This is a genomic window from Commensalibacter sp. M0268 (assembly GCF_016101925.1).
GTDB lineage: Bacteria > Pseudomonadota > Alphaproteobacteria > Acetobacterales > Acetobacteraceae > Commensalibacter > Commensalibacter melissae.
On sequence record NZ_JACFPQ010000001.1, the window covers coordinates 248,415 to 271,474 of the forward strand.

Annotated in this window: 17 protein-coding genes; 8 read left to right on the plus strand and 9 right to left on the minus strand. The window is 40.0% G+C overall.

Annotated features, from left to right (window positions below):
* Positions 1 to 156 precede the first annotated feature (156 nt).
* The 4 genes from H3R28_RS01150 to H3R28_RS01165 all read left to right on the plus strand — a co-directional run bounded on the left by H3R28_RS01150 (position 157) and on the right by H3R28_RS01165 (position 5,942).
* Positions 157 to 1,356 (plus strand): CCA tRNA nucleotidyltransferase, encoded by a 1,200-nt coding sequence (locus H3R28_RS01150; RefSeq protein WP_155580733.1) that lies wholly within the window; start codon positions 157 to 159, stop codon positions 1,354 to 1,356.
* A gap of 117 nt (positions 1,357 to 1,473) precedes the next feature.
* Positions 1,474 to 3,231: an ABC transporter ATP-binding protein gene (locus H3R28_RS01155; protein ID WP_155569622.1), complete on the plus strand. Its 1,758-nt coding sequence runs from the start codon at positions 1,474 to 1,476 to the stop codon at positions 3,229 to 3,231.
* A gap of 27 nt (positions 3,232 to 3,258) precedes the next feature.
* A complete protein-coding gene (locus H3R28_RS01160) occupies positions 3,259 to 4,365 on the plus strand; it encodes an HlyD family secretion protein (RefSeq protein ID WP_198209285.1) in 1,107 nt (368 codons plus the stop codon).
* Entirely contained in the window at positions 4,362 to 5,942 is a 1,581-nt protein-coding gene (locus H3R28_RS01165; RefSeq protein WP_198209283.1) for a DHA2 family efflux MFS transporter permease subunit, read from the plus strand. Before H3R28_RS01160 ends, H3R28_RS01165 begins: the two co-directional genes overlap by 4 nt.
* Here the strand turns inward: H3R28_RS01165 and H3R28_RS01170 are convergent, their stop codons facing one another.
* The 4 genes from H3R28_RS01170 to gpmI all read right to left on the minus strand — a co-directional run bounded on the left by H3R28_RS01170 (position 5,943) and on the right by gpmI (position 11,088).
* Positions 5,943 to 6,410 (minus strand): RNA pyrophosphohydrolase, encoded by a 468-nt coding sequence (locus H3R28_RS01170; RefSeq protein ID WP_155567172.1) that lies wholly within the window; start codon positions 6,408 to 6,410, stop codon positions 5,943 to 5,945. It abuts the gene before it with no gap.
* Positions 6,411 to 6,420: 10 nt separating this feature from the next.
* On the minus strand, positions 6,421 to 7,980 hold the full coding sequence (locus H3R28_RS01175) for a S41 family peptidase (protein ID WP_198209281.1): 1,560 nt from the start codon (positions 7,978 to 7,980) through the stop codon (positions 6,421 to 6,423).
* 117 nt (positions 7,981 to 8,097) lie between these two features.
* Positions 8,098 to 9,276: a murein hydrolase activator EnvC gene (locus H3R28_RS01180; RefSeq protein ID WP_198209273.1), complete on the minus strand. Its 1,179-nt coding sequence runs from the start codon at positions 9,274 to 9,276 to the stop codon at positions 8,098 to 8,100.
* 285 nt (positions 9,277 to 9,561) lie between these two features.
* The gene (gene gpmI, locus H3R28_RS01185) at positions 9,562 to 11,088 is read right to left on the minus strand and encodes a 2,3-bisphosphoglycerate-independent phosphoglycerate mutase (RefSeq protein ID WP_198209271.1); all 1,527 of its coding nucleotides are present in this window, start codon (positions 11,086 to 11,088) and stop codon (positions 9,562 to 9,564) included.
* 366 nt (positions 11,089 to 11,454) lie between these two features.
* Here gpmI and msrB point away from each other — a divergent pair, with 366 nt between their 5' ends.
* Positions 11,455 to 11,838 (plus strand): peptide-methionine (R)-S-oxide reductase MsrB, encoded by a 384-nt coding sequence (gene msrB, locus H3R28_RS01190; RefSeq protein ID WP_198209269.1) that lies wholly within the window; start codon positions 11,455 to 11,457, stop codon positions 11,836 to 11,838.
* A 5-nt stretch (positions 11,839 to 11,843) separates the two neighbouring features.
* Here msrB and H3R28_RS01195 read toward each other — a convergent pair whose 3' ends face one another.
* The 3 genes from H3R28_RS01195 to greA form a co-directional block, all read right to left on the minus strand.
* Positions 11,844 to 13,019, minus strand: coding sequence for an MFS transporter (locus tag H3R28_RS01195; protein ID WP_198209267.1), 1,176 nt, complete (start codon positions 13,017 to 13,019; stop codon positions 11,844 to 11,846).
* Positions 13,020 to 13,378: 359 nt separating this feature from the next.
* The gene (locus tag H3R28_RS01200) at positions 13,379 to 14,581 is read right to left on the minus strand and encodes a threonine ammonia-lyase (protein ID WP_198209265.1); all 1,203 of its coding nucleotides are present in this window, start codon (positions 14,579 to 14,581) and stop codon (positions 13,379 to 13,381) included.
* A gap of 18 nt (positions 14,582 to 14,599) precedes the next feature.
* Positions 14,600 to 15,073 carry a transcription elongation factor GreA gene (gene greA, locus H3R28_RS01205; RefSeq protein ID WP_198209263.1) on the minus strand — a complete coding sequence of 158 codons (474 nt, stop codon included), beginning with the start codon at positions 15,071 to 15,073 and terminating at the stop codon, positions 14,600 to 14,602.
* 144 nt (positions 15,074 to 15,217) lie between these two features.
* Here greA and H3R28_RS01210 point away from each other — a divergent pair, with 144 nt between their 5' ends.
* Positions 15,218 to 15,784 (plus strand): chorismate lyase, encoded by a 567-nt coding sequence (locus tag H3R28_RS01210; protein ID WP_198209261.1) that lies wholly within the window; start codon positions 15,218 to 15,220, stop codon positions 15,782 to 15,784.
* Between the two features lie 22 nt (positions 15,785 to 15,806).
* Here the strand turns inward: H3R28_RS01210 and carB are convergent, their stop codons facing one another.
* Both carB and carA read right to left on the minus strand, forming a co-directional pair.
* Entirely contained in the window at positions 15,807 to 19,055 is a 3,249-nt protein-coding gene (gene carB / locus H3R28_RS01215) for a carbamoyl-phosphate synthase large subunit (RefSeq protein WP_198209259.1), read from the minus strand.
* Between the two features lie 10 nt (positions 19,056 to 19,065).
* Positions 19,066 to 20,457: a glutamine-hydrolyzing carbamoyl-phosphate synthase small subunit gene (carA, locus tag H3R28_RS01220; RefSeq protein ID WP_198209251.1), complete on the minus strand. Its 1,392-nt coding sequence runs from the start codon at positions 20,455 to 20,457 to the stop codon at positions 19,066 to 19,068.
* 148 nt (positions 20,458 to 20,605) lie between these two features.
* On the opposite strand from carA, the gene H3R28_RS01225 reads away from it, so the two are divergent.
* A complete protein-coding gene (locus tag H3R28_RS01225) occupies positions 20,606 to 21,061 on the plus strand; it encodes a GatB/YqeY domain-containing protein (protein ID WP_198184566.1) in 456 nt (151 codons plus the stop codon).
* A 17-nt stretch (positions 21,062 to 21,078) separates the two neighbouring features.
* Entirely contained in the window at positions 21,079 to 22,905 is a 1,827-nt protein-coding gene (gene dnaG, locus H3R28_RS01230) for a DNA primase (protein ID WP_198209249.1), read from the plus strand.
* Positions 22,906 to 23,060 lie beyond the last annotated feature (155 nt).

A 23,060-nucleotide genomic window follows, 5' to 3' on the forward strand; every position in this document is an offset into this window, starting at 1 on the left:
AATGATATAAATTTTCAAGAAAATAATTTTAATTTTGTATAGTTTACTGACAGGTTTGCAAAGCCGCAAAGAATTATTGATGGGTCTGTTGTTGAATTAATCTCTAAGGAATAGGATGGGTCGTTTCAATAGAATGATTATAAAAGTGACTGTTTCATGAATATTTTGGATAAATTACCCGATCAATCCAAAAAGGATTTAAAAAAATTATGGGATATTTTTCCTAATGCACGCTTAGTTGGCGGTGTGGTTCGGGATTTGCTTGTTCAGAAACCAATTTCTGATATTGATATCGCAACCATGGATCCCCCTGACCGTATAATTGAAAAATTAAGTCGGGCAGGGATAAAGGGGATACCTACAGGTATTGAACATGGAACAGTTACGGCAATAATAAATCATCATTCATATGAGATAACGACATTACGTAAGGATATTAAGACTGATGGGCGACATGCCAAGGTTGTTTGGACACAAGATTGGCAAGTGGATGCTGCCAGACGTGATTTTACAATTAATGCTTTATATTGTGATAAAAACGGAAAATTATGGGATTATTTCCATGGACAGGAAGATCTTTCATTAGGTCATGTTCGTTTTGTAGGAACGGCACATGAACGTATTGCAGAAGACTTTTTAAGGATTTTAAGATATTTTCGTTTTTATGCGCGCTATGGAAAAACTCAACCGGATTTAGATGCTGTGAATGCCATTCAGTTTTATGCGACACAGCTTGATACTTTGTCGGCAGAGCGAGTTTGGTCAGAATTAAGAAAGATTATCACGGGTCCAAGAGCGGGGGATGTATTAAATTTGATGGATAGATATGGGGTTTTAACCGTTTTAATGCCTTTTGGGTATCGTCTTGATCCGTTTCTTAAACTTATCGCGGCAGGAGTGCCTGATAATGCAATTATCCGCTTGTCTGCCTTAATTAAGGGGTCTGCCACATTAGGTACAAAAAAGTTTAAATTGTCCAATAAAGATGCTAAATTCTTATCAAGATTGGAAAAACCGTTATCCTTAAAAGCCGATGCATCGGATAAGCGGCTTGTTCAATTAAAGGCATTATATTCTCTTGACGTTCTTATTGGTCAAAGCTGGCTAGAACAGATTAAACACCAGGATGATGATTTCATTCTATGGGATAAATGGCGTAAACGGGTTATTGATATACCAACACCAGTTTTCCCCGTAAAAGGTAGGGATTTAATTGAACTGGGAGTTGAAAAAGGTCCAATAATGGGGAAAATTCTTGAATCGGTTAAAATATGGTGGATTGATGGTGGATGTTATGCTTCCGCCTTGGATTGTATAGAGTGGTTAAAAAGACACAGTTTGAAAAATACAGATTAAATATTCGATTTAATATTTTAATTTGGGTTAAAAAGCTTTCATATCATTTGCTCCATGTAAAAGTATCAAAGTGTGAATCAAGAACAGAAAAACAATAAGAAACAAACTAAAAGAAAGATGATTTTATCCCTGATACTGGGGGAAGATAAAAGTTGGCCTTTTCTTCAACGTTTATGGAGAGAGCAAATACGTTTTTATCCGAAACGTATTTTATTGATTGTTATCTCGACAATTTTTATGGCCGGATTGACAGCTTTATATCCTTTGGTGATAAAGCGCGCATTGGATATGTTTAAGGATAATGATCCTCGAATTTTGTATCAGATCCCTGCCCTGGTTGTTATGGTGACGGCCGCAAAGGCCGCATCACAATATATTCAGACGCTTTCCGTACAAGATTTGGTTTTACAGATTATACGGGGGCTGCAGAAAAAAATGTTTTTGCATCTGGTTCATGCAGATATCTCGTTAGTTGAAAAGGAAGCCCCCGCACAGCTTTCCGCTCGTTTTACTACTGATGCATTATCCATACGTGAAGCTATGATAAGAATGGTTAATGCGTTTGGAGATGCAATTACGGTTATTAGTTTGATTGTTTCGATGTTCTATATGGATTGGGAGTTGAGTTTAATCGCGGCTCTATTATATCCAATCGCTGCTGTACCTATTCAAAAATTGGGAAAGCGAGTGCGCAAAGCTTCCGGAAATATGCAGGAACAGGTTGGAAAAACCGCAGCGTTATTGAATGAGACTTTTTCACAGGCCAGAACCGTTCGTGTCTATGGAATGGAAAAGCGTGAAATCAGACGGTTAGGTCAATCATTTGATCAATTATATGATGCTACTCTAAAAATTATTCGAGGTCGTGCAAAAGTTGATCCAATTATGGAGGTTTTGGGAGGAAGTGCCGTTGCAGCGGTTTTAGGATTTGCTGGCTGGCGTGCCGCGATGGGCGGTGCAACCTTGGGGGATTTTTCAGGCTTTGTAGCGGCTTTGCTTTTGGCGGCAAGACCGTTGCGAGCCCTGGGATCTTTAAATGCAGCAATGCAGGAAGGTATATCTGGTCTAAACCGTATTTTTAATATTATTGATCAACCTATCAAAATAAAAGATAAAATGAATGCACTGCCTTTACCTAATGGAAAAGGGAAAATTCAATTTCAAAATGTGCATTTTATTTATCCAGATCGTGAAGTCGGATTGCATGGTTTGAATTTTGAAATTGAACCGGGTCAGACTGTTGCCCTGGTTGGGCCCTCGGGCGCTGGAAAATCAACGGCGTTGACTTTGATCCCTCGTCTACACGATATACAGCAGGGACAGATCATTTTTGACGGAGTTGACTTGCGGAACATCAAAATTCATGAATTGCGTTCAGCAATCGCCTATGTTCCACAAGATCCGTTGTTATTTGATATGTCTATTATCGATAATATTCGGATCGGTAATCCGTATGCAAGCAAAGAGGAGATCGAAAAAGTCTTGGAAGGGGCAGCTATCAATCGTTTTCTTGGAGATTTACCAAAAGGCCTGGATACAAATGTTGGTCATGGTGGACAATGTCTTTCAGGAGGTCAGCGTCAGAGAATTGCCCTTGCACGTGCGTTAATAAGAAACCCTCGTTTATTGTTATTGGATGAAGCGACAAGTGCATTGGATACGGAAAGTGAACATGTCATACAAAAAGCCTTGGCTAAACTGCGAAAGGATTGCACGACTTTAATTGTGGCTCACCGTTTGTCTACTATACGAACAGCCCATGTCATTATCGTTGTTTCGGATGGAAAAGTTGTAGAACAGGGAAATCATGATTATTTAATGAAACAGCAGGGCATGTATGCCAGATTGATACAGACGCAGAATCTGGATTATTAATAATTTTATCATTGTGGATGGACATTTATGACAGCGGATACAACTGACTCGAAACAGGATCTTGATTCATCTGAAGAAAAAAAATCCACCAATCCCAAAAATAAAAAAAAGGCAATCCGGTATCTAATGTTTGTCATTATGATCATTGTTGTCATTTTGATTGGTTTATATTGGTGGTTTACACGTAATGATGTTAGTACGGATGATGCATTTACCGCCGGGCGTGCCATTACGATCGCACCGCATGTCAATGGTTACGTGACTGAATTATTGGTCAATGATAATCAGTTTGTCCATAAGGGTCAGGTTTTGTTGAGGGTTGATTCAAGGGATTACAAAGCATCTCTTTTACAGGCGCAAGGTAATTTGGAAAGGGCAAAAGCCCAGTATCTTGCCTCACAATATTTATTGGAAGTTGCAAAAAAGAATTATCCAGGTCAGCTAAAAGTTGCCGAGGGACAACTGGAAGCCGCGAAAGCGCAATTATTCAAGGCCAAAACGGATTATGTTCGTCAACATAATATTGCGCGTCCTGCTACAACCCAGCAGGCGATTGATTACGCTACTTCCGCTTTTAACCAGGCAAAAGCGGAAGTGGACAGAGCTGAAGGTAATTATTTAATTGCCACTCCAGTCGAAGCCAATATTGGCAATGTCAAAAGTAAGGTTTCTGATCAGGGTGGGGCTGTCAAGGCAGCGGAAGCACAATTGGAAACGGCCGCTTTAAATGTTGGATGGACTGAAATCAGGGCACCGCATGATGGATGGATTTCCAAACGTAACGTTGAGCAGGGCAGTTATGTAACCGTTGGTCAATCCCTTTTATCCATAGTTGAACCAGAGGTTTGGGTAATTGGAAACTACAAGGAAACACAGATTACCAATGTTCGTCCGGGTCAAAAGGTTAAAATTGAGGTGGATGCATATCCATTTATGAAACTAAAGGGGCATGTTGATTCAATCCAGGCAGGAACAGGATCTGTCTTTAGTGCTTTTCCACCAGAAAATGCTACGGGTAACTATGTCAAGATTGTACAGCGTGTTCCTGTTAAAATATTGATTGATGAAGGACTGGATCCCAAGGTTCCCTTGGCCATAGGTCTTTCAGTCGTGCCAACGGTTTACACGAAATGAGTCAATCCGCTACCTTAAATACCGTAAAAGAGGAATGGAAGCCAAAACATAATCCATGGTTAATTGCCATTGTCGTAACTCTTGCCGCTTTTATGGAAATTCTGGACACGACAATTGTCAATGTATCTTTGCCCCATATCGCCGGCAGTTTATCAACAACCTATGATAATGCGACTTGGTCATTGACCTCCTATCTGGCGGCTAACGGAATTGTTTTAACAATTTCGGGATGGTTAGGAAGGATCCTTGGAAGAAAACGTTATTTTCTTATTTGTATATTCATGTTTGCCGTATCTTCTTTTTTATGTGGTATCGCGAATAGCTTGGCGCAGCTCGTTTTATTCCGTCTAATGCAAGGATTTTTTGGGGGGGGGCTTCAACCAAACCAGCAATCGATAATTCTCGATACCTTCCCACCAGATAAACGGGGGGCAGCTTTCGGACTAACGGCAATTGCCACTGTGGTTGCACCTGTATTGGGTCCATCCTTGGGCGGATGGATCACGGATAGTTATTCCTGGCGATGGATTTTCTTTCTTAACGTTCCTGTCGGAATCATAACAGTGTTTGCGGTGGCCATGCTTGTTGATGATCCGCCATGGGCCAGAAAGCGTAGTGAACGAATTGATTATATTGGAGTCAGCTTAATAACACTGGGACTTGGTTGTCTGGAAGTCATGGTGGATCGTGGGGAAAATGCTGACTGGTTTGGTTCGGGTTTCATCTGTTGGTTGGGTTTTTTTTCGGTAATTGGTATCATAGGCGCAATAATATGGTTTCTTTATACAGAAAATCCTGTTGTTGATCTAAAAGTATTCAAAGATCGTAATTTTGCAATAAGCTCAATTTTAATGGCTGGATTGGGTGGATGTCTATATGCATCAGCTGTAATTGTTCCACAATTTACGCAGCAGATTATTGGATACACGGCTTTTCTTTCTGGATTGGTTCTGACACCAGGTGGGATTGCCATCATTATTTTAATTCCTGTTATTGGCAAAGTGATCAATGTTGTTCAAATACGTTATGTAATAGCGATGGGTTTTTTCCTATTCGGCTGCGCGTTGTTTTATTCAGCCAATTTGGTGCCAAATTCGGATTTTTTGCATTTGGTCATGTACAGGATATCACAATCGGTTTGTCTCGCTTTCCTATTTGTTCCTCTCTCAACCATTGCCTTTATGACAATTGAAGAAAAATATAATGCAGATGCTTCGGCATTGTTTAGTATGACAAGAAACGTGTTGGGAGCCTTATGTATTTCTGGAGCAACAGCTTTAATCACTGAAAGAAGGCAGGTAAATCAGGCACACATGGTACATTGGATGTCTCCTTTCCATCAGCCTTTTAATGATTATTTGGCACATATGCGTGCAGTGGCTCAGCAATTGGGATATGCAACACAGGATCATGCAGAAACAGCCATGAAGTATCTTTATCAGGATTTCATTAAACAGGTGGCAATTTTGGCCTTTAACGATGTATTTATGATTTTAGGTTGTTTGGCTTTTCTTCTCGTACCATTTTGTTTTTTTCTGGATGGCTATACAGCAAAGAAAAAAAAGGCAGATAGCTAATTATATGTATTTATGAAAATATTCGGCTATTTTTTGATAAAGATCATGTTTGAACCCGGTGTTGATTTTCGCCAATTCGGAAGATGAAATCCATTTCCATTCATTGAACTCTTTTTCATTATGGGTATTTAGATCAATATCGCTATCTTTCCCCAGAAATCTAACAGCAAACCATTTTTGGGTTTGTCCTTTATACTTACGTTTAAGAGGATTGCCAATCATATTGGATGGGAAATCATAGGATAACCATTCGGGATATTCCTCCAGAATTTCTATGTTACTTGTACCAATCTCTTCCAACAATTCACGTTTAAGCGCTTCTTGCGGGGTCTCATTTTTGTCGATCCCACCTTGGGGAAAGGCCCATATCTTATCTTTTGCCAGATCATGGCGTAATGCAATGAAAATTTCTCCTTTTTTGTTAAGGATAAAAGCTGCAACATTACGACGATAAGGTAGGGCTTTCATGATAAAATCCTTATTTGGAATGGATAGCAGGATGATCGGGAACAGACTTGTCCTGATGATTGGGCTGCTTTTGTTCTTGTTTTGAAGAATTGGCTTTGTTATCGTTGGAAGGTTTTTGCTGAACGGTGTTTTTACCTTTACTGTCCAAAGAGGCCGATTTTTTTAATGGGATAGGAAAAGGTTTATCATTGGATAATCCGGCCATGGATCTTACAACTTTTAGACCCTGTTGTAACTGGAAATCAGTTGAGGGGTTCGTATAATCAAATTTTGCCCAATCTTTAGGAGGCTGGGCCGGTATTGATTTGGCAATTGCAGGTAGATCATTTCTGATGGGAGCTTTGGTTTGGTTTCCGCCTTCATTTTTGATAATATGATTTAGGTCAGCTTCACGAATGCTAAATTCTGGTGTATCGTAACTATCTTGCACCTTGATATCGGGGCTGATACCCAACCCCTGGATTGAACGGCCAGATGGTGTGTAATATCGCGCTATCGTTAGGCGGATTGCACCATTTCCAGGAATAGGCATGACAGATTGAACAGATCCCTTACCAAAGGTTTTTTCCCCTACGAGCACAGCACGATGATGATCTTGCAGAGCTCCAGACACGATTTCACTTGCCGATGCTGAACCTCCATTAATAAGAACGACAATAGGCAATCCATTGGTAATATCTTTCCCCTTGGCATTCCATCTTTGATTATCTTTAGGATTGCGTGCTTTGGTTGAAACAATGGCACCTTCCTTAATGAAGTCCCGGCTGACAGAAATAGCCTGATCAAGTAGCCCGCCTGGATCATTACGAAGGTCAATGACCAGACCTGCAAGTTTGTGGTTGCTTTCTTTTTGTAGTTTATCAAAGGCCTGACGCATATTTTTCTCTGTTTCTTCGTTAAACTGAGAAATTCGAATATAGCCTATACGATCATAAAGAGCTGACTTTATTACTTGAATGTGAATGATTTCACGGATCAGGGTTACTTTAATAGGTTTCGGTTCTTTCAGACGGATCAAAGTCAGGGTGATTTGTGTTTTAGGTTTGCCACGCATTTTATCGACGGCTGCATTAAGGGTCATTCCGTCAATATTTTTGCCATCAATCGCAATGATATAATCCCCGGGTTTTATACCGGCCCGTGCGGCAGGTGTTCCATCAATTGGTGAAACTACCTTAATATGCCCCTCATCTTCTTGTACCTCCAAGCCAAGGCCACCAAATTCACCTTTGGTTTGAATCTGCATGTTGGCAAATTGTTTTTCCGTCATATATGAACTGTGGGGATCAAGTCCTGTCAACATTCCATTCAACGCATTGGTGATCAAGTCCTTGTCCGCAACAGGCTCAACATAGCCGGCTCGAACGCGTTCAAACACATCTCCAAATAAGGTGAGTAAGCGATAGGTTTCAGCACTGTTATTTTGTACCTGATTTTTTTTTACATCTTCGGCCAATGCTTGAATGGTCAGTTGGTTATCCGACCGTATACAATTTTGAATCTGTGGTCCCAATCCAATGCCAGCGATAAAAAGTGTCGTACCTAGCAATAATCCTGTACGGAACTTCATGCTGATTTTCTCCTAATACTTGATCCTAAAGTGGAAATGTTAACCTGTCTTTTATAAATAAAATCATGTTATATGTTAAGAAATATCTTTACCATTATAAAATTAAACGAAATTATCTTATAAAAAAGGAGATGGATTGATTGCTCTCTCGCCCCGTCGTAATTGCACAAAAAGGGTGGGACGTCCGGTTTTTCCGCCTGACCAGGCCGGCATTTGACCGATCATAATCCCTTTTTGGATCGATTGTCCAATGGCTACGGATAAACTATCCATACCAGCCAACACGAACCGGTAGCTTTTTCCACAATTCAGAATGATCATGTGCCCATACCCTCTAAAAGGTCCAGCGAACTCGATTAATCCGCTGCAAGGGGAACGGACTGTTGCTTGAGATTGGGGGGCATAGGTAATTCCCTGCGCTGGACCAGTTTCTGTTTTACTTCCCCATAATGAGACAATGGGTCCGATGACGGGTGCATTGGCCTTGGATGTGGTTCTTGAATTGAGACCAGGACCGTTGTTGGCTGATGAGATCATGGCTGACTCTTTCCGTGCTTTCTGCAATCGTGCCATATTATGTGCTCTTTGCGCGCGGATAATTTCAGCTTTTAAAGCGTGTTGTGCCCTGATTTTTGTTAGATTGATCTGTCGAATTGCATCATTAAGACTTTGCGCCTTCTGAGCTGCATTAGCGGCATTCTGGGAAATCTCAAAAACCGTTTTGGCAGATTCCTGTTGAGTGATGCGGGCCTGCTTTAAAGCCTTGGTTAATTGATTTTGTTCATTTTCCTGTTTTTTGTGAAGTTGGGCAAGATTCGTGATCTGAATTGTAAATTGATTTTGTAGCTGATTGATTTCCTCTTTATGTTGCTTAAGAACTTTTGCCTGATTTTCCAGCTGCTTGGATAGGTTCTGTATGATGGACAAACCTATTGTTGCATGGGAGGATGGCGAAGGCGCCGCGAGTAATGTATCTGAGGGATATAGGGATAACCGTTCAATTAAGGGGAGGAATTTTGAAAAATTTTTTGATTCGTTTTGCAACTGTATATTCAAGGTTACAATCTTAGATTTCAGATTTGTTATTTCCTTGTTAATTTCCTGAATTCGGGTTTCGGTTGTCTGTAGTTTTTCAGTTGCCTGAACCATATTGTTATTGATTTGATGCGTTCGCTTTTTATCTTGCCGGGCTTTTAAAATTGCACGTTGTTTTTCTTTTTGAATAGTTTCCAAATTTGAATTTATTTTTTCTTTTTCTTTCAAAAGCTTTTTTTGTGTTTGTTCGCTTTTATTCAAAATTTGCTGTAATCTCGTTTGCTTTTGCTGTTGAGCACAGGCATGATGGGGTAATCCGGTAAGGAAAATACTTATCTGGATTATAAATATAAAAACATGAAATTTAAAAAATGAAGATAAATGACAGAGTTTCAGAACGGCCTCGATAAATTCAATTTATGTAAAAATATTCAATCATTGATATATTAAAATTTTACAGTGATAAAATGAAGATTATAAAAAACCTTTAGAATGAATCATTCTAAAGGTTCGTTAATGACATGCAAAACTCGGTTGATAAATATTTTATTCTTTGATCAGCACTTTACCTGTCATTTCCTTGGGCTGTGGTAAATTCATCAATTTTAAAATCGTTGGTGCCAGATCTGCCAAACGGCCGTCATGCAGTTGAACATTTTCAACACCGTCAAGGATAACGGGAACTCTGTCAAGCGTATGTTGAGTATGAGGTTCACCAGTTTTTTCATCAACCATCATTTCACAGTTTCCATGGTCAGCCGTAATAATTAGGGCTCCATGTTGTTTCCTGATGGCTGGAACAATTTTTCCTATAGCTTTGTCAACCGCTTCAACCGCTTTAATGGCAGCATCAATCTTACCTGTATGACCCACCATGTCAGGATTTGCGAAATTGACAACGATCAGGTCATATTTTTCACTGTTGATGGCATTTACAACTTTTTCAGTTAATTCGGGTGCCGACATTTCAGGTTGAAGGTCATAAGTTGCAACTTTTGGAGAGTTGATCAGAATACGATCTTCGCCAGGGAAGGGGTCTTCACGACCACCATTCAAGAAATAAGTGACATGAGGATATTTTTCCGTTTCCGCAGCCCTGAGCTGTTTCAATCCAGCGTTGGAAACGATTTCACCCAGAACATTGGTTAATGTTTCTGGTGGGAATAGCACGCCCATTTTCTTGATTAATGTATCGCTATATTGTGTCATCCCCAACACTTTAGAAAATTGGACGGTTTTCGTACGTTTAAAACCTTTAAAATCAGGTTCCAATAACGCGTCCATTAACTGACGGATACGATCAGCTCTGAAATTAAAGGATAAAACGGCATCTTGATCTTCCATTCCCTTATAATCACCAATAACTGTTGGCACGATGAATTCATCGGTAACTTTTTGATTATATGATTCAGAGATTGCAGCTAACGCATCCGTTGTGTGAGGACCCCTCCCCTCTACAATAACATCATAGGCTTTTTCAACACGATCCCAACGTTTGTCACGATCCATTGCATAATAACGTCCTGAAACAGTGGCAATCTTTACATCCTTTGGTAGTTCATTTAAAGCCGTCTCAATATAGCCCCTCGCAGATTCAGGAGGAGTGTCACGTCCATCAGTAAAGACATGTAGTGCAACTTTAATGCCATAATCGTGTAAGGCCTTGGCCAGACCAATGGCATGTTCCTGATGGGCGTGCACGCCTCCTGGTGAGAAAAGTCCGAGTAAATGGCAAGTCTTGCCATTTTTCTTCAGGGTTTCAACAAAATCCTTAAACAATGGTTTTTTCAGAATGTCTCCAGTTTTAATGGCATGGGTAATTTTTGGAAGTTCTTGCATAATGACACGGCCAGCGCCGATATTCATATGTCCGACTTCAGAATTTCCCATTTGTCCATGAGGCAAACCAACATCTTCATTACTTGCATCAAGAAGAGCATGTGGAGAATTTTTAAAAAGTGCATCAATATTGGGAATACTGGCATTGGCAATAGCATTATCTTTTTTATTTGGATTATATCCAAATCCGTCAAGGATTGTCAGCATAACGGGGCGATATTTTTTTTGAGTCATTTTTATGTCCTGTTTATTTGTTCATGGATCGTTTTGATTTTTGTTTTTGATGAACGTTATATAGTTAAAAGTTAGTTAAGTAGATAAATGAATGCAACCAGAATTTAAATTTTATCAATGATTGACTATGATCGTATAAGCTAACCATATTTTGGAAAATCATAGTATTATGATTCATAATCTGATTTCATGGGGATATTTATTTAATGCTTGAAATAATATCAGTAATTTTAATGAAATTATATAAAAATAATTAATAAATATAAGTATAATTGTTTAGATAAATTAAAATTATTTATTATTATTGAAATAATTTGCAAATAATAGATTTTTTTATAAAAAATTAAAAATATAAAGGTTTTAAAAATGAAAAAAGAGAATTCATGGATGATGAATCTAACTCCAGAGCAATTACACGTTATCAGAGATCATGGTACTGAAGCACCCGGCAGCAACCCTTTGAATTATGAATGGAGAGAAGGGGTGTATCAATGTATTGCCTGTCATGCACCCCTGTTCAAGGCAAATATGAAATTTGAAAGTGGTTGTGGCTGGCCATCTTTTTTTTCTGTAATAAATGGTGCGATCGAAACGGAAGTAGATACAAGTCATCATATGAAAAGGATTGAGGTTTATTGTGCCAGATGTAAGGCACATTTGGGTCATTTGTTTCAGGATGGACCTGCGCCAAATGGGGAAAGGTATTGTATCAACGGGATCGCACTCAATTTTGAAAGACAAATAAAATAGTTCATTTAGCCAAAAGATACGTCTTTAGTAAAAACCAGCCAGAAAAGCAGGGCACAAAGGGCAATCAGTGAAAGCGTGAGAAAAGCCTGATCATAACCATGGTATTTTGCTATTGTTCCTGCAAGATAATGACTGCATGATGCGCATAATCCCTGACATGTGAAGATGATGCCTAGTCCCGTATTAAATCGTCCTGATCCTTGCATTATCTTGGCAACGATTCCAGGGATGGCAACACCGATCAGACCAGCACCAACACCGTCAAGAATTTCGGCAGGAAGCAGAACAAGGGGATGTTGAATTGTTCCAATCAGTAATCCTCTTGCAGGTAGTGCAACAAGGGCTAAAACAAGCAGAATTCTATATTCATGCCGTTTTGCAAAAAACGCGGCAAAAATGGCCATTGGGATCATTGTTGTCTGAGCAATTATGATCGTCATGGCGGTATAGGATCCCGGTTTATTGATAATATTTTTTGCGACCATTGATTGACTTAAAAGTGGAAGCATCGCTGCATTGGCAAGATGGAACAAACCGATCGTAACAGCAAGAATAAAAAGTTTTTTATTTTTTAAGAGTTTGAAAAAGGGTTGGGGACTGGTTTGGTTGACATTTAATCCCCGTGCAATTTTATTGTCAATTTGTCTGGATGGGATTAATGCAAGGGCTGTAATAGCCAGGAATGCTGAACAGCTCATTAAAATAAAAATAGCCTTTAATCCAAAATAATAACTTGCTATTCCGGCTATAAGGGCTGCACAAGCATTTCCTGCATGGTTAAATGATTCATTATACCCAATTTGTTTATCAAAGAGATCGGGTCCCACTAATCCCATTGTTATGCTGACTGTTGCTGAAATAAGGGTTGCTCCGGCAATGGCAATTAACATTTGAGAAATGATTGTCATTGGCAAATTGGGATAATGATAGATAAAATAGCAGCCGATAATGATACTGATTGTGGCAATAATACCTATATTTTTTTTGTAACGAATATGATCAATCAGCATACTTACGGGTGTGGTGATGATTATGCTGGTTAACCCAGCCAATGTCATGACAAAACCGATTTTATTAACTTGCCAATGATTTTGCTGCAGAAACACACCTAGGAAAGGTCCTAAACCGTCCCGAACATCGGCTACAAGAAAATTAAACAGATTAAGAAAATAAAGTGGCATAAAATCTTGAAATTGTCATTGTTATGAAGAATTGATTATATATGATTTATTTTCTTTAAAAAGCAGCTTAAAAAAAATAATTAAGTTTAAAATTACTTTATTTGGTGAATACTCAATATTTTATAAATAATTTGATGAATAATAAAAGTAATTTAAAAGTGTTATAATTAATTGTATTAATTTTTATATAAAAGTTTAAGTATGACTATGAATTTATCAAAAAATATTTTTGAGTGTTTAATTCAACAGCTTTAAATAAATTTTAAAATAAATGTTTATACAGGATTTAAAATCATTGAATTAATTAAGGTGATTGAATACGAATTGGTTGAAATATATCCGTATTCAATCAATTCAGACTAAATTCTTTCGACAGTATATTTTTCTCGAAGGCTTTGTATAATTTCCTCTGCATGTTCTGCACTGCGTGCTTCCGCCATAATTTCGAGAATGGCCGATTGAACGCTTGAGGTCGAGAATAACCGTTGATGTGATACCTCTATGATATTTCCACCCTTTTCAGTTCCAATAATGTGGGAAATGTCAGCCAATACACCTGGACGATCAGGAATTGAGAATCTTAGACGTAATAGTCTTCCTTCCCGTAGGAGGGTTCGAAGTAGGGTGTTGGCCAATATACGTGTATCAATATTTCCCCCGCTGATGGGAAAGGCAATATTTTTACCCTTAAACCGTTTTGGATAGGTTAGAATGGCAGCCAGACCACTTGCCCCCGCTCCTTCGGTAATTTGCTTGGCATGTTCCGCTACAAGGGTTATAGAATCCTCAATGGCCTCCTCTGGGACGGAAATGATATCTTCCACATATTTTTCTATGATTTCAAAAGGATAAAAACCTAGTTTGCGAACGGCTATACCTTCCGCAATGGTTGCACCGCCAGGTGGTTTTAACACTTTATGGGTGGCAAAGGAATATGAAAAATAACGATCGCTTTGAACACCAATTATTTTTGTATAGGGTCTTAAAGCGGCAGCTACAACAGCACATCCTGAAATCAGTCCACCCCCGCCAACGGGAACAATCAGGTAATCAAGATCTGATTTTGTATCCTCGAAAATTTCCAGTGCCAATGTTCCCTGTCCAGCCATGACTGCGGGATCATCATAAGGATGAATGAAAACACGTCCATCTTCCTTGGCGAGTTGATTGGCATATTGGGTGGCCTCGGTAAAATCTTCACCTTCCAAAACAATCTTGGCACCCCAGGCCGCGGTTCGGTTGATTTTTGTCACAGGTGTGAATTTCGGCATGACAATAATCGCATCAATGCCTAGTAATTGTGCATGGCGTGCAACGCCTTGGGCATGGTTGCCGGCTGAAACGGTGATAACCCCCCGTTTTTTTTCCTCTTCAGTCAGCAGGGCAAGTCGGTTGGCAGCGCCACGTTCCTTGAAAGAGCCAACGGCTTGAAGATTTTCAAGTTTCAAGGTGATATCTGCATTTACTCTTTTTGACAGAGACTGACAAAATAGGGTGGGAGTGCGGATAATATTTTTATTTATCCGTTGCGCCGCATCATGGACGTCGTTAATTGAAATCATAATAGTATAAATCAGGGGTTAAGCGTAGATAACATCAAGGATTTCATAAGATCGATCTCCCCCAGGTGCAGGGACAGAGATCGTTGCTCCTTTTTCCTTACCGATCAGAGCCTTGGCCAAAGGGGATGAAATTGACAATAGACCTAATTTGATATCGGCTTCATGAAGTCCAACAATTTGAAAGGTGGACTTTTTTTCTGTTTCTTCATCAATCAAAACAACTTTTGCGCCAAATTTAACAGTGTTTCCTGATAGGCTTGATGGATCGATAACCTGAGCCGATGAAATTATCTGTTCAAGTTCCAGTATGCGTCCTTCAGTAAAAGACTGGCGTTCACGCGCCGCTTCATATTCTGCATTTTCAGAAAGGTCGCCATGACTGCGTGCCTCAGCGATCGCACGTATAATTTCTGGCCTTTCTTTATCTTTAAGTCTGCGTAGCTCTTCTTCCAGACGTCGTAGCCCTTGAGCCGTCATTGGAAATTTTTGCAAAGTTGAATGTCCTTTAAGAAACAAATTAAGAATATTATATAAATACAATTGTTATTATAAACATATTTTTCTATAAAGAAAATTTTTGTAGCATATTACATTATTTTATTTCTAAATCAATTCTCAATCTCTATATTTGATTTCATGTATCATAAAAAGTTATGCTGGGCAGATCATTCCCGATGGAAATCCCGTCTTTCAACCCATGAAGATGAATGGCTGTTCAATTCGGAATCTTTGACAAAACGGTTAATTCGTTTAAGTCAAAATCAATTTTCATTAAAGCGTCTGTCTGAACAAAAACAAAAAATCAGGGAAGATGAATGCGGGATATTAGAGGTTGGTTATCCAAGTCTGAAACAGGTCAGGCAGGTTGTTTTGGAGGGACAAGGTCAAGCCTGGATATATGCCCGTAGCATTATCCTGTCCAAAGGGGAGGATCGCAGGAGAAACCTTTTTCAGGCAATTGGCAATAAACCGCTCGGGTCTGTATTATTTCAAAAAGATGTTTTTGAAAGGTCAAAAATTGAAATAACAAAATATCCTAGAGAACTCCTGCCAATAGATTATCGCCATGTTGATTTATGGGCAAGAAGATCGGTATTCATTTGTTCCAGTCAATCAGTACTTGTGCAAGAAGTATTTTTACCGGATTTATGGAAACATATAGTTAATAAAAAAAAGCAGGTTTATAATAATCCCCTGCTTTAGTTAAGAAAATGACCTTAGAATTTTAATGATTAAAATAAGATTGCAGCGGGGCCACGTCCAGTTTGCCTTCACGCAAAGCCGCAATGGCATGGACGGCGGCGGCGGCACCTGCCATAGTTGTATAGTGGGGTATATTATGGGTCAGCGCGGAATGGCGTATGTCGAAACTATCGGCGGTTGCCTGTGCACCCTGAACAGTATTGATAATTAGCTGGACTTCTCCGGAAAGGATCGCGTCGACACAGTGTGGACGACCCTCCAATACCTTGTTAACCACCTTGGCTTCAATACCAGCATTCTTTAAGGTTTCGGCTGTTCCACGTGTGGCCAGAATTTTAAATCCCATTTCTGTCAGTTTTCTTCCCAGAGGCAATAGAGAGGGCCGATCACTATGACGTACCGAAAGGAAAACATTGCCTGTTAAGGGTAAGGTTACGCCGGCACCCAATTGAGATTTTGCAAAGGCACGTTCAAATGACGTGTCAATACCCATGACTTCACCTGTAGATCGCATTTCAGGGCCGAGAATGATATCTACATTGGGAAACCGCGCAAAGGGGAACACCGCTTCTTTAACGGCGACATGACCTCTAACAGAACGCTGTTTTAACGAAAAGGATCTCAATTTTTCCCCGGCCATGATTCTTGCCCCAATCTTGGCAATGGGTACCCCGGTTGCCTTTGCAACAAATGGAACAGTTCTTGAGGCGCGTGGATTGACTTCCAATATGAATATTTCATTATTCTTGATTGCATATTGTACATTCATCAATCCAACAATCCCCAAAGCTTTTGCCAGGGTCGTGGTTTGTGCCTGCAATTCTGTTACCAGGGCGGGTGAAAGGGTGTAAGGTGGAATAGAGCAGGCACTGTCACCAGAATGAATGCCGGCTTGCTCGATATGTTCCATTACACCGGCGACATAGACATCCTCTCCATCGGCCAGACAGTCTACATCGGTTTCAATGGCATCATTAAGATATTGGTCAATCAATAATGGGCCGGAAGATACATCGACACCAGCAGAGGAAAGAACCTCATTCAGATAACGATGCAGACTATTTCTATCATGGACAATTTCCATGGCTCGTCCGCCCAGCACATATGAGGGGCGAATAACCACTGGATAACCGATTTTTTCCGCAATTATTTCGGCATCTTCGGCATTATGAGCAATTCCATTTGACGGTTGCCGTAAACCAAGTTTTTGTAACAGGGCCTGAAAACGTTCCCGATCTTCTGCAAGATCAATAGCATCCGCTGGAGTACCCAATAGGGGGATGTTAGCTTCTTCCAGTGCTTTGGAAAGTTTAAGTGGCGTTTGTCCACCATATTGCACGATACATCCCTTTAAGACCCCTTTTTCCTGTTCGCGACGAATAAGCGCAATGACATCTTCTGCCGTTAGAGGTTCAAAATAAAGACGGTCAGACGTGTCATAATCGGTTGAGACAGTTTCAGGGTTGCAATTGACCATAATGGTTTCATATCCCGCTTCCCTTAAAGCATATGAAGCATGAACACAGCAATAATCAAACTCAATGCCCTGTCCAATACGGTTGGGGCCACCCCCCAAAATGACGATTTTTTCACGATCAGTTGGATGGCTCTCGCAAATTGGTGTATTAAAACCACCCTCATAGGTTGAGTACATATAAGAAGTGGAAGAGGCAAATTCACCCGCGCAGGTGTCAATTCGTCTGTAAATTGGATTAACGTTGAGTTTTTGACGATATTGCGCGATTTCCTTTTCTGACTTTTGTGTCAATTCTGCAAGCTGTTTGTCAGAAAATCCCATAGCCTTGATATTTCTTAGTTCAAATGGGTCAGAGGGCAATCCGTTTTTCTCGATCTGATTTTCAACAAGAATAATCTGTTGAAGTTGTTGTAAAAACCATGGATCAAAATGGCAGGCTTCATGGATATTTTCCAGTGAGATTCCCGCACGGATGGCTTGAGCGGCCACTAGAATTCGATTGGGTCTTGGTTGGGAAAGAGCTGCACGGAAAGAATCTTCGTCACCATCTCCGGGAATGGTTACCGGATTAAGTCCCGTCAAGCCGATTTCCATAGAACGCAGACCTTTTTGAAGTGCTTCCGGGAAGCTACGTCCGATAGCCATCGCCTCACCAACAGATTTCATGCTTGTATTGAGCAGGGCTGGGGTACCAGGAAATTTTTCAAAGGTAAAGCGGGGAATCTTAACTACAATATAATCAATGGTTGGTTCAAAAGAAGCAGGTGTTGTTTTGGTTATATCGTTTTTGAGTTCGTCAAGGGTGTAACCTACCGCCAATTTGGCCGCAATTTTGGCGATGGGGAAACCGGTGGCCTTTGAAGCCAGAGCGGATGAACGCGAAACCCGGGGATTCATTTCAATAATGACCATACGTCCATTTTTTGGATTCAGACCGAACTGAACATTTGATCCACCTGTATCAACCCCAATCGCTCTCAGGCATGCAATCGAGGCATCCCGCATGCGTTGATATTCTTTATCGGTGAGAGTCAGTGCCGGTGCGACGGTGATTGAATCCCCGGTATGAATTCCCATGGGGTCAATATTTTCGATGGAACAGATGATGATACAGTTATCCGCCTTATCACGGACCACCTCCATTTCATATTCTTTCCATCCAACAATACTTTCCTCAATCAGGACTTCTGTTGTTGGAGAGGCATCCAAACCCGCACTGATGATATTTTCAAATTCATCCGTGTTGTATGCAATACCGCCCCCAGAACCACCCAGAGTAAAAGATGGACGGATGACCACAGGTAATCCAATTTTCTTTAAGGATTCTCTTGCCTCTTCCATAGAATGAGCAATGGCGCTGCGAGGGCTTTCAATACCAATGGCATCCATGGTCTCACGAAATTTCAAACGATCTTCCGCCCGGTCGATAACATCGGCTTTTGCGCCAATCAACTCAACATTATTTTTTTCTAGAAAACCTGATTTTGCAAGGGAAATGGCGGTATTTAAAGCTGTCTGTCCCCCCATGGTTGGTAAAATGGCATCGGGTTTTTCTTTCAGAATAATGCGTTCTACCGTTTCAGGAGTAATTGGCTCGATATAGGTTGCATCAGCCATATCAGGATCTGTCATGATTGTCGCGGGATTCGAATTCAATAAAATTACGCGATACCCTTCTTCCTTCAGGGCCTTACAGGCTTGGGCACCCGAATAGTCGAATTCGCAGGCCTGGCCAATAACAATTGGACCAGCACCAATAATCATGATTGAAGATATATCAGTTCTTTTAGGCATATTGGTTACTCTATGATCTTTTATGGGAAGAGGAATGCTGATCCATCAATTCAACAAAGCGTTTGAAAAGATAATGGCTATCGGTTGGGCCGGGGCTTGCTTCTGGATGATATTGTACGGAAAAGGCCGGATAAATCTTTGAGGCAATCCCTTCGTTGGAATAATCGAACAAATTGATATGCGTTTCGTGTACGGTATCGGGTAAGCTTTTGGGATCAACAGCAAAACCGTGATTTTGGCTGGTAATTTCAACTTTGCCCGTCTTTAAATCTTTAACAGGTTGATTTGCCCCGCGATGTCCCTGATCCAGTTTGTAAGTTTTACCGCCCAAGGCATGAGCCAAAAGCTGATGGCCAAGACAAATTCCGAAAATTGGAATATTTCCTTTTAGCAACTCCCTTAAAACTGGAACTGTATAATGAGCTGTTGCCGCTGGGTCGGCAGGCCCATTCGAAAGGAAAACACCATCAGGGCTATAGCTCAATATTTCCTTAGTTGATACTGTAGCGGGAACAACGACAAGGTCACATCCGACATTGACAAGATTACGAAAAATATTATATTTTGCACCGTAATCAATGGCCACGACTTTATAGGCAGGCTTGTTTTGATTTTTTTTATCGCTTTTCCAGCACCAGACATCTTTTTTCCAGGAATGGGATTTTGGACAAGTAACCTCTTTTGCGAGATCCATTCCCTTTAATCCAGGCCATCTTTTAATTTGTTTCCGTAAAAATTCCAGATCAAAATTTCCGTCTTCAGGCCAGAAGATCAAAGCATTTTGTGGGCCTTTTTCACGGATAAGGAGGGTAAGGGCACGAGTGTCAATTCCATAAATTCCTGTCACATTTTGCTTTTTAAGCCAGCTGTTTAAATGACTGGTCGATCTCCAGTTGGAAGGTTCAGTAATTTTTTCTTTGATGATCAGTCCTTTTGCAACAATTGTATCTGCCTCGTTATCATCGTCGTTAGTACCTACATTTCCAATGTGTGGAAAGGTAAAGGTAATAAGCTGGCCAGCAAAAGATGGATCTGTGAGGGTTTCTTGATATCCCGTCATTCCGGTAGAAAAGCAGATTTCTCCAAGGGCAAGGTTGTTTTTTGAAGAATGGGCACCAAATCCCATTCCCCACAAGACGGTTCCATCCTCCAGTAAAAGGATGGCATTTGCTTTTGATGGGCGTTGGGTCTTTAAGCTGATAGAATTATCGTCATAATTATTTTTTTCAGGTTGCAAATCTTTTAAAGTTAATCCTGTTGCTTGTATTATTGTAGCCCAGTGTTTAGAAGGAATGGCATGAGCCTGCTTCCATTTGCGAATTGCTTCGGTAGAGACTCTGGCAATCTTGGCCGCCTTTTCAATACCGCCGAGCTTGGAAATAACTGTGTCAATATCTGTCATGTCCCTAGACCTTATGTTGGACGAATATAATTATTAATATATGTATATAGGATTGGGAAAAAAAATCCCAGCACTGAATGTAAATAAATATGATGGGAATTTTTTTCCTTATAAAAAAATGCTATACAATTTAAGAATGGAGAAAAAAATGAGTTTGCGTGAACGTTTTAAAGAAGAATTGAAAACCGCCATGAAGGCTAAAGAGGCAGGCAAAGTCACCACGTTACGGATGATTGGGGCCAAATTGAAGGATCTGGATATTAATGCTCGTCCAAAGGGCATTGATCAGGTTGGCGAAGATGAAATTATCACAATGCTTAAAAGTATGGTAAAGTCCCGTCGTGAATCTGTGGAAATGTACCAAAAGGCAAATCGTCAGGATTTGGTTGAAAAGGAACAGGGGGAAATCACGATTATTGAAACGTTTTTGCCTGCGCAACTAAATGAAGATCAAATGCGGGACGTTGTAGATGAGGCAGTGGAAAAGACAGGAGCCTCGTCTATTAAGGAAATGGGCAAGGTTATGGGTTACCTAAAGGAAAATTATGGTTCTGTTCTTGATTTTTCTAAGGTAAACGGATTGGTAAAGGCTAAACTCTCTTAATTTATTTAGGGTGATTTGTGGCGTTTGATCAAAGATTTCTGGAAGAATTGCGGCAACGTATCCCGATTCATACCGTTATCGGACGGAAAGTAAAACTTACTCGTTCAGGGCGTTTCTGGAAAGCGTGTTGTCCTTTTCATGGGGAGAAAACACCTTCATTTTATATTTATGAGGATCATTTTCATTGTTATGGATGTGGTGTCCATGGTGATGTTATTTCCTTTGTTATGCAAAGTGAGGGAAGAACCTTTGGTGAGGCAATTAAAGAGCTTGCCGCGCTGGCAGGATTGGATATTCCTGAACAGACATATCAGGACAGGCAAAGGATTGAAAAGCAGCATAGTTTATACGATGTTATGCTTGCCGCACAGGATTATTATCGTTTGGCCCTAGATACACCTTTGGCTAAGACAGGTAAGCAATATCTACTTGAACGTGGAATTCTGAAAGAAACTTTTGAAACATTTAAACTGGGATGGTCTGGAGATGGTCGTGGAGGTCTTATCCATTTCTTAAAGGAAAAAGGATATGATCTTGAACTTATTGGAGAGGCTGGACTTCTACGAAAAAAATCTGATACTGAATGGGGTGGGGAGCTATTTTTTAATCGAGTAATTTATCCCATTCATGATCGTAAGGGTCGACCTATCGCTTTTGGCGGAAGAATTATTGGCGATGGACAGCCGAAATATTTGAATAGTCCAGAAACCCCTTTATTTTCAAAGCGTCGTACCTTATTTGGGCTAAATCGTTTATCATCACTTTTTGTGAGAAAGGAGGTGGATCCATTATATAATACAGTTCTCGTTGTTGAAGGGTACATGGATGTCATTGCGTTATATCAGGCAGGATTTCATGGAGCGGTTGCACCATTGGGTACGGCTTTGACAAAAGATCAGATGGGTTTGTTATGGCGTGTAACCCCCGAACCCGTTCTCTGTTTTGATGGGGATAGGGCTGGGCACAAGGCCATGTTGCATGCAGCTGAGGAATCTTTACCGATTTTAACTTCTGAACATACATTGAATTTTTTGACACTTCCCGAAGGTGAGGATCCTGACAGTTTTGTTAAGAATCAGGGTGGAGAGGCATTTTTAAAGCTTATTCCTAAAAAACAATCCTTATGTGATGCCATATACGGGATTGTATCGGCTCATGTGGATATAAAATCTCCTGAACAACGGGCTGCGTTGAAAACGCGGCTAATTTCAATTGCTCAGCATATTGATGACAAGATTCTGTCAAAGGAATATCGCCGTATTTTATTGGATCGCTTTTATCAGCAATTCTATCCAAAAGCCGACCGATATGGAACATTTGCAAAAAAAACTGATGTAAATTTGTCAAATCGGATTCAAAAAATTGATAAGGAACAGATTGATTATAAAAGGATTTGCATTTTATTCGCTATCTTGCTGCATTATCCAGAACTTCTTTTTTCTGTGGAGTCCGCTTTTTGTCAGCTATACTTGCCTGCAAAATTTATTAAGTTGAGAGAATTTTTTGTTGGAATTCCTTTTGAAGGAACGACCTTAGATGATAGAATAAATTTCCTTGAAAAAGAGGGTTTTTCTGATTTAATTAATGCAATTAATGATGAATTTTCTATTTCTTCTTCAGATCAATTATCGCAAAAATTTGATTTACATTTAATTGAAAAACAATGGTGGCATTTCTATGGGTTATTGAATATTCAGGAACTTGAAAACCAGGTTGAGCTGGCTCGCAAAGCATGGGTTGAATCTCCAGATGAACAGCATCAGAATATTTTTGTCGCACGTGTAAAAGCCCTTGAAATTGCCAGGACAGGTTCAAACAATGAACAGGAGGATGATTTCTTATAATAATTGTTAGCTAGGGATATGATAAAGACTTGATTTATCTTTCTGTAGATATCATGTCTAATATATGTTGCTTTAGATTTGGCTGTAAATGTTGTTTAGTAATTCTTTATAGTATTCATCGTGCGAAAGTCAGTTTTGTGAGCCAATGTTAATAT